Source organism: Pontibacillus yanchengensis Y32, assembly GCF_000770635.1.
Lineage (GTDB): Bacteria > Bacillota > Bacilli > Bacillales > BH030062 > Pontibacillus > Pontibacillus yanchengensis.
Window position 1 is genome coordinate 20,930 of the sequence record NZ_AVBF01000051.1, and the last position, 6,799, is coordinate 27,728.

General features: G+C 38.7%; 7 protein-coding genes. 2 read left to right on the forward strand and 5 right to left on the reverse strand.

The window, feature by feature from the left end; translation table 11 throughout:
• Nucleotides 1–4: 4 nt before the first annotated feature.
• Nucleotides 5–1,102 carry a metal ABC transporter solute-binding protein, Zn/Mn family gene (locus N782_RS15495; RefSeq protein ID WP_036822155.1) on the reverse strand — a complete coding sequence of 366 codons (1,098 nt, stop codon included), beginning with the start codon at nt 1,100–1,102 and terminating at the stop codon, nt 5–7.
• A gap of 134 nt (nt 1,103–1,236) precedes the next feature.
• On the reverse strand, nt 1,237–1,653 hold the full coding sequence (locus N782_RS15500; RefSeq protein ID WP_152600789.1) for a transcriptional repressor: 417 nt from the start codon (nt 1,651–1,653) through the stop codon (nt 1,237–1,239).
• Between the two features lie 229 nt (nt 1,654–1,882).
• On the opposite strand from N782_RS15500, the gene N782_RS15505 reads away from it, so the two are divergent.
• Nucleotides 1,883–2,836 carry a permease gene (locus N782_RS15505; RefSeq protein ID WP_420805600.1) on the forward strand — a complete coding sequence of 318 codons (954 nt, stop codon included), beginning with the start codon at nt 1,883–1,885 and terminating at the stop codon, nt 2,834–2,836.
• A 14-nt stretch (nt 2,837–2,850) separates the two neighbouring features.
• Nucleotides 2,851–3,729, forward strand: a complete 879-nt coding sequence (locus N782_RS15510) for a TIGR03943 family putative permease subunit (RefSeq protein ID WP_036822164.1) — start codon at nt 2,851–2,853, stop codon at nt 3,727–3,729.
• 127 nt (nt 3,730–3,856) lie between these two features.
• Here N782_RS15510 and N782_RS15515 read toward each other — a convergent pair whose 3' ends face one another.
• The 3 genes from N782_RS15515 to N782_RS15525 form a co-directional block, all read right to left on the reverse strand.
• Nucleotides 3,857–4,972 (reverse strand): NAD(P)/FAD-dependent oxidoreductase, encoded by a 1,116-nt coding sequence (locus tag N782_RS15515; protein ID WP_036822166.1) that lies wholly within the window; start codon nt 4,970–4,972, stop codon nt 3,857–3,859.
• Between the two features lie 80 nt (nt 4,973–5,052).
• Complete coding sequence (locus N782_RS15520; RefSeq protein ID WP_036822172.1) at nt 5,053–5,502, reverse strand: pyridoxamine 5'-phosphate oxidase family protein; 450 nt, start codon at nt 5,500–5,502, stop codon at nt 5,053–5,055.
• Between the two features lie 77 nt (nt 5,503–5,579).
• Nucleotides 5,580–6,500: an NAD(P)/FAD-dependent oxidoreductase gene (locus N782_RS15525; protein ID WP_036822169.1), complete on the reverse strand. Its 921-nt coding sequence runs from the start codon at nt 6,498–6,500 to the stop codon at nt 5,580–5,582.
• Nucleotides 6,501–6,799 lie beyond the last annotated feature (299 nt).

Consider the following 6,799-nt stretch of genomic DNA (forward strand, 5'->3'; position numbering starts at 1 on the left):
TCCTTTAATTACTTAACGCTTTTTCTAATGTGTTTAAATTTTGTTTCATTAAACTAAAGTAGTCTTCGTTATCCTCTATATCTTCTTCTGTTAAAACAGATAGATTATGAAGTCGTAACGATTCTGCCCCAATTTCTTTTTGAATAACTTCTGCTATTTTAGGTGTTATATTCTGTTCGAATATCACGTATTCTAAATCATATTTCTTTGATTTCTCGATAATTCTTTCTAATTGTTGTTGTGAGGGTTCCTGTGTTGAAGACAACCCAGCAATCGCAACTTGTTCCACACCGTATGCTTCTTCCCAATAACCATATGCAGCATGAGAAACGAGCAGCTTCTTCTGCGGCTTACTTTCAATGGTTTCATGGTATTGCCCATCTAGATTTTTCAAACGCTCCTCTAACTTCTTAAAATTCTCCTCAAAATCATCTTTTGCTTCAGGTTTTAATGAAGCCAGTTCAGCCTTTATGTTTTCAGCCAAAGCAATGGCCTTAGTAGGATCAAGCCATACATGGGGATCTTTATCACCATGGTCGTGTCCTTCTTCCTCATGAGATTCCTCTTCATGACCATGACTTTCCCCTTCGTGGGATTCCTCTTCATGACCATGACTTTCCTCTTCGTGGGATTCCTCTTCATGACCATGACTTTCTTCTTCGTGGGATTCCTCTTCATGACCATGGCTTTCCTTATGAGTGTGACCAATTAGCTCCACACCATCGGATGCTTCTAAAATAGTAACGTCTTCATTTTTCAAAGATTCAGAGATACTTTCTGCATATGCTTCTAAGCTTGCGCCATTATAGATAAATAAATCCGATTCAGCAATGTTCACCATTGTTTTGGATGTAGGTTCAAATGTGTGAGGGTTTGCTCCTGCAGGTAATATTGATTGAACCTCTACGTGCTCTCCTCCAATTTTTTCAGCAAAATCTTGTAGTGGGTACAATGTTGTATAAATGGTTAGCTTATCATTGCTAGAATCTCCAGAGTTTGCGTTATCTTTATCTTCTTGCGTTGTATTTGTCTGGTTATCAACACCACAGGCCACCATTAAAAACAGTAACCCTACTGATATTATATACCCAAGTTTTCTCAATAGTTTCCCCTCCAATAAAGTAAGTACAAAACAATACTATCGTAATCATTACGAATTGTAAATAGTAATAATTACGTTTTGTTGGAGGTGTGATATCATGTCAAAAAAATAAACCAGCATTCTACAATACTGGTTTACTTACAAGTAGGACAATGTCCATACACTTCAAATTTATGGTTTTCGATTTCATGATTTGGAAGATTCTCTTTTACATTATCCATGGGACACATGTTAATGGGTGTTGTTTTCCCGCACTCGGTACAAATGAAATGGTGATGGTGCCCGTGTGTCTCACAATGGAAACGAAAGTGCTTCTCCCCATCAAGTATAGTTGATTCCAATATTTCTAATTCAGCCATCTTATATAAATTTCGATATGCAGTATCATAGCTAGCCCCTGGAAATTCTTCTTTAAAACTTGACCATAGCTGTTTAACCGATACATATTGATCATGAGTTTCTAATAAATCAAGAAGTACTTCTCTCTGTTTTGTATGCTTGTACCCATTTTCCTTTAATATTTGTAAAGCTTTATTTGTATTCAATGGCATCACCCTTTATCTTCATCACACTATTTTAGCTTTGTTGTACGTCATCTTCCTATATTACACAATTATTAAGAAATTAAAAAATCATTCATTTTTACGCCAAACGATAGTAAGATAATAGTAGCAAATTAAATTGTAATCATTACTTTTTGGAGGTGCAACTACTCTGATATCTAAAATTGTCCAGCCTTTTATTTACCTGTTCGCATATATAACTCTTATTTTAATTATTATAACATTTTTTATTGGTGATTTTGTTCCGATAGAATCTTACTTGCACATCCCTCAAAAAGTATTAGATATTAATACGATTTTTTTAAGTATTTTTCTTGAAGCAATTCCCTTTGTCCTCTTGGGAGTCTTCATATCTGCCCTTATTCAAACCTTCGTAAAAGAAGATCATTTACAACGGTTCATACCTGGTAACGCTATTGTAGCCGTTGTTCCTGCTGTAGCTATTGGTGCTGTATTCCCTGTTTGTGAGTGTGCAATTGTTCCTATTGTTCGAAGACTTCTTCAGAAGGGCATGCCATTGCACGTAGGATTTGTCATACTCGTTTCAGCTCCTGTATTAAATCCTATTGTTTATCTCTCAACATATTATGCTTTTCAATCTACACCTGGGATTGCACACGCTCGAATGGGACTTGCCTTGTTAGTAGCATTGGCAATCGGTTTGCTTATTTATTTCTTCTTTGGTAACCGCAATCAATTAAAAGAGGAGAAATCTTCTTCTATTTCTCATGACCACCATCATCATCATCACCATCATCATCCAAAGAAAAACAAGTTAACCGAAACCCTCTATCATGCTAGTGATGAATTCTTCGACATGGGAAAATATCTTTTATTTGGTGCGTTGATTGCTAGTATTGTACAAGCTTTTATGGCTAGAGAAACATTAGTGGATGTAGGAAGTGGTGTTCTTAGTGGGCCAGCAGCCATGATGGGTATGGCTTATATATTATCTCTTTGCTCAGAGGCGGATGCATTTGTTGCTTCTTCTTTCCAATCTGTCACCTCAAGCGCTGCCTTGTTAAGCTTTCTAGTCTATGGGCCGATGATTGATTTAAAGAATACCATTTTATTGTTTGCCTATTTTAAGAAGAAATTTGTGTTAGGCTTCCTTTTAATTGTTACGTTCGTCGTGTTTTGGTTTACCCTATTGTATGATTTATGGTTCTAAGAAAGGAGATTATGATGAAATCTAGACTCCATCTACACATAAGAAGCATTATCCTAACTGGATTCACATTACTTATCTTTAAACTAGTGGTTTCAGGAGACTTATACAACTTCATTTCACCAAAGATGCTTCCCTATTTCTATTTTACGTTAATCGTTTTATTTATTCTGGGCTACGTCCAACATACACGCAAAAATCAAGATGAACAGGAGATCCATTGTGACTGTAACCATGAGCATTCCTATTCATCTTCCTATGTTAAATCGTTAGTAATCTATTCTCTATTTATTATCCCTATATTTACAGGACTATTCTTCTCAAATCATACCCTTGGATCTGCAATGGCTGATAAAAAGGGATTTAAATACGAATCTAAAGCCGATTCTTCCTCTTCAAATGAACAAAACAGTGATGGAAATGCTGAGAGTGAAGATGATTATGCTATTGACGAGAGTGCTGTTATTACACCTAAAGAACTCTATCCTGATTTATATCAGACACTTCTATCTAGCGAAACTATAAGCCTTGAACCTGATCAATATATTGGAACAATCAACCTAATTGAAGAAGAACCTCATTCCTTTAAAGGGAAGGAGATTATGGTGAAGGGATTTGTTTATCGAGAGCCCACATTTGATGCTAATCGTATTGTTATCGGTCGATTCGGTGTTAGTTGTTGTGTCGCAGATGCTGGCATATACGGAATTATGGCAGAAGGAAAGGACTTCAGCTCATATGAATCAGATTCTTGGGTGGAAGTAACAGGGACGTTAAACGTCGCCCATTTTAAAGGATGGGACCTACCTTTGATCGAGGTAACCTCTATCAAAAATATCCAAGAACCTAAAAAGGCTTACGTTTATGAGAATATTGATTATTCCAATGTACCGTAAACATACATTATAAAGAACAAGAGCTGGAGTTAGGGGGATTTTACATCCTAACTTATAAATTAAAGTCCCTATGTCGTGTGAACGTTCATTACACCGTTCTTCACCCATAGGGACTTTTCATATACTGTTATTGCTCAAAGGCACCTGCTACATCAAAGTCTTGTAAGGTAATCTCTGTCGACTTTCCAAGGGCCACAAGAGCAAGTTGAGCTCCCAAATATGGACCACTTGTTAAACCAGAAGCTCCTAACCCATTCGCAACGAGTAAGCCGCTTACGTTCGGGACAGGACCTATGACTGGTAGCGACCCAGGCGTGAAGGGTCGAAAACCCACCTTGGTTTCAACATAGGTACTAGACTCTAATCCAGGAGCGACATTCAGTGCTTTTTCGATAATATGGTTTACACTACCAGCCGTTACTCTAAGATCACGACCTGCATTACTTTCCTGTGTTGCCCCTACAACTACTTTTCCATCTTCAAACCCTAGTAAGTATTGACTGTAAGGAGCCATGACAACAGGCCACTGACTCGTATCCGTATCTGGTAATTGAAGATGAACAATCTGCGCCTTTTGTTCCTTCACTTGAAACTGCATCCCTAATGGCTCTAGTAATTCCTTGGACCACGTTCCCCCAGTTACAAGGACCTTGTCAGCATACAAATCAGTTTCATTCACCTTAACCCCAGTGATTGTATTCCCTTCAAATAAAAGAGAAGCCTCTCCTTCAATAAATGTTGTACCGTGCCTTTTTGCACCTCGAATCAACGCATTGCGCATAGCAGCACCATTTACCCGAGCAGCTCCACTTATATGTACCGCTCCATAACGATCAGATAATGGTGGAAATAAAGCCTTCGTTTCCGTAGCTGATAGCTTTGTAACGTTTCCCATTTCTGGAGTAGACTTTTGACGTTCCAGCGCTAATTCATATTTTTTCTGGAGTCGATCCTCCCCGGAAAAGATATTAATTGCTCCCACCTGGGAATATCCTGTTTCTGTTTCCCCTTCTGCTTCTAACTCTCTAATCAAAGAAGGGTAGTATTTCGCTCCTGCTTTTACTAAGTGATACCAAGACTGATTTGCTCGATTGGTCAACCATGGGCATACAATTCCTGCCGCTGCTTCTGTTGCCTGTCCAGGATCATTTCGATCAACCAGCGTTACGTTCGCCCCCTGTTTTGCCAAGTGATAGGCTGTTGAGGCCCCTAATATCCCAGCCCCTATTACGATATATGTCATATGTCTTACACCTTTTCTATTTAAGTCTTTTGTTGTATCACTTATTCTACAAGACTATATATGGCATCTCAATGTAGTGGTTATGAATCGAGACTTGGTTCAAAGGATTGATCTCGTACAACGACCGTTTCTGGTACGACTTTGATGAGTACATTACTGTCCCCGAGATGCTTAAACCGCTCATCCCATTCCTCTTCGTTCGTCCCTAAATATTTTCGCAATAACCTTTTTGCAAGTTCTGAATCAAACGGTTCAACTGTCCCATGACCTCTGAGTCCAACATGCAAGACTTTACCACTTTTCACATCAAAATCAACGATTCCAACAGCGCAAGCAGAATGATTTTTAATTTTTCTCGGGAAGCTATCAGAAGGTGTACCAATAATCCATATGCATTGTTCCTCCCAATGGAACCATACCGGAGAATCTTTAGGCATATCATTTTCTACTGTAGACAAGTGGGCAAAAAGTGGCTTCTTAAGAAATTCATCTAAATCATAATGTCCTCTGCTATTACGAATAATTTCCATGTTTCCATCCCCCAAATAATAATGTTGTACTTCCGAGGATAACATGAATGGACAAAAATTCCTTTTACCTTGTTCTACTACCCAGGCATATTCCATTCTTCTTTCACAAGTTTATGATTAATGGAAACACCTACTTCATACCCCTCACCAGCCGCTCCTGCTAAGCCAGAGAATGCGTGTGTGGCATCTCCTATCACATATAACCCTGGCACACACGTTAAGCCATGAGGATCTGTTTCATACCCTCCATGATGATTGTACGGGACTCCCAACATCTCCGGAATGGTTGAACTTTGTGTTGCATCTACGTTCATAATGAACCCAGCAGAACGTTTAAATACTTCTCCATCCTCCAAGATGACGCTCTCTAGGACACCGTTAGTAGATAAAATCCCTTTAATATGACCATCTATCACGCCAATGTTATGAGTGTTCAGCTCTTTTAAATCCGAGACACTCAAATTCATAGGCCCATTTGTAAACACAAGAAGATCCCGGCTCCAATTTGCAATAAGCTTTGTAAAATCAACCACCTTCTCTCCTTGACCGAATACCGCTAACGGCTCGTCTCGATGTTCCCACCCATCGCAATATGGACAAGGAAATACAGATTTTCCGTACACTTCTTGTAAACCTGGAATAGAAGGTAGATGATCCTTCATGCCAGTTGCTATGATCACTTTCTTACCTATATAACTCAAACCTGATTGCGTATGTATGGTATAGAGATTCTCTTCAGTATCTATTCGAATCACACTATCTTGTTCAATGGAAACGGACTCATACTTCGTTAGTTGTTGTATGGAAATATCTCTAAATTCTTTAGGTGTTATACCATCACGAGTTAAAAAGCCATGGGAATGAAGCGTAACAGCATTACGAGGCGTTCCAGCATCAATGAGCAAAACCTTCCGACGTGATCGCCCTAATACAAGCGCAGCACTCATCCCAGCAGGCCCGCCGCCTACGATAACTACATCATGTGTAGGTTGAGCCATCTTTTCCACCTCATTTCTACCGTCAGGAACGATTTTAATTTTGCAGTATGTAGTTTTCGTCAATTGTTGGACAACTATTCTATAGACAAATTCAGGATAAAAAAAGCGAAAAGAAGTGCAGGAATTTTTTTCGCCGGAGATGGATATCGCTTATATGGTTGTTGAATCTTACATAATCCCTCTAATTAGTACGCTATATAATAAAGGCTATGTTAAAGTTTGTTGTTGATAAAGTAGTTCTATGTTCTTCCATATAAGCACCATAATCTTGAATAACTGGTGAAGCTGAATCCGTTACT

Excerpts from the sequence above, each read along its gene's own strand:
- N782_RS15500 (WP_152600789.1), bottom strand. The coding sequence starts at position 1,653 with ATGCCATTGAATACAAATAAAGCTTTACAAATATTAAAGGAAAATGGG.
- N782_RS15510 (WP_036822164.1), top strand. The coding sequence starts at position 2,851 with ATGAAATCTAGACTCCATCTACACATAAGAAGCATTATCCTAACTGGA.
- N782_RS15515 (WP_036822166.1), bottom strand. The coding sequence starts at position 4,972 with ATGACATATATCGTAATAGGGGCTGGGATATTAGGGGCCTCAACAGCC.
- N782_RS15520 (WP_036822172.1), bottom strand. The coding sequence starts at position 5,502 with ATGGAAATTATTCGTAATAGCAGAGGACATTATGATTTAGATGAATTT.
- N782_RS15525 (WP_036822169.1), bottom strand. The coding sequence starts at position 6,500 with ATGGCTCAACCTACACATGATGTAGTTATCGTAGGCGGCGGGCCTGCT.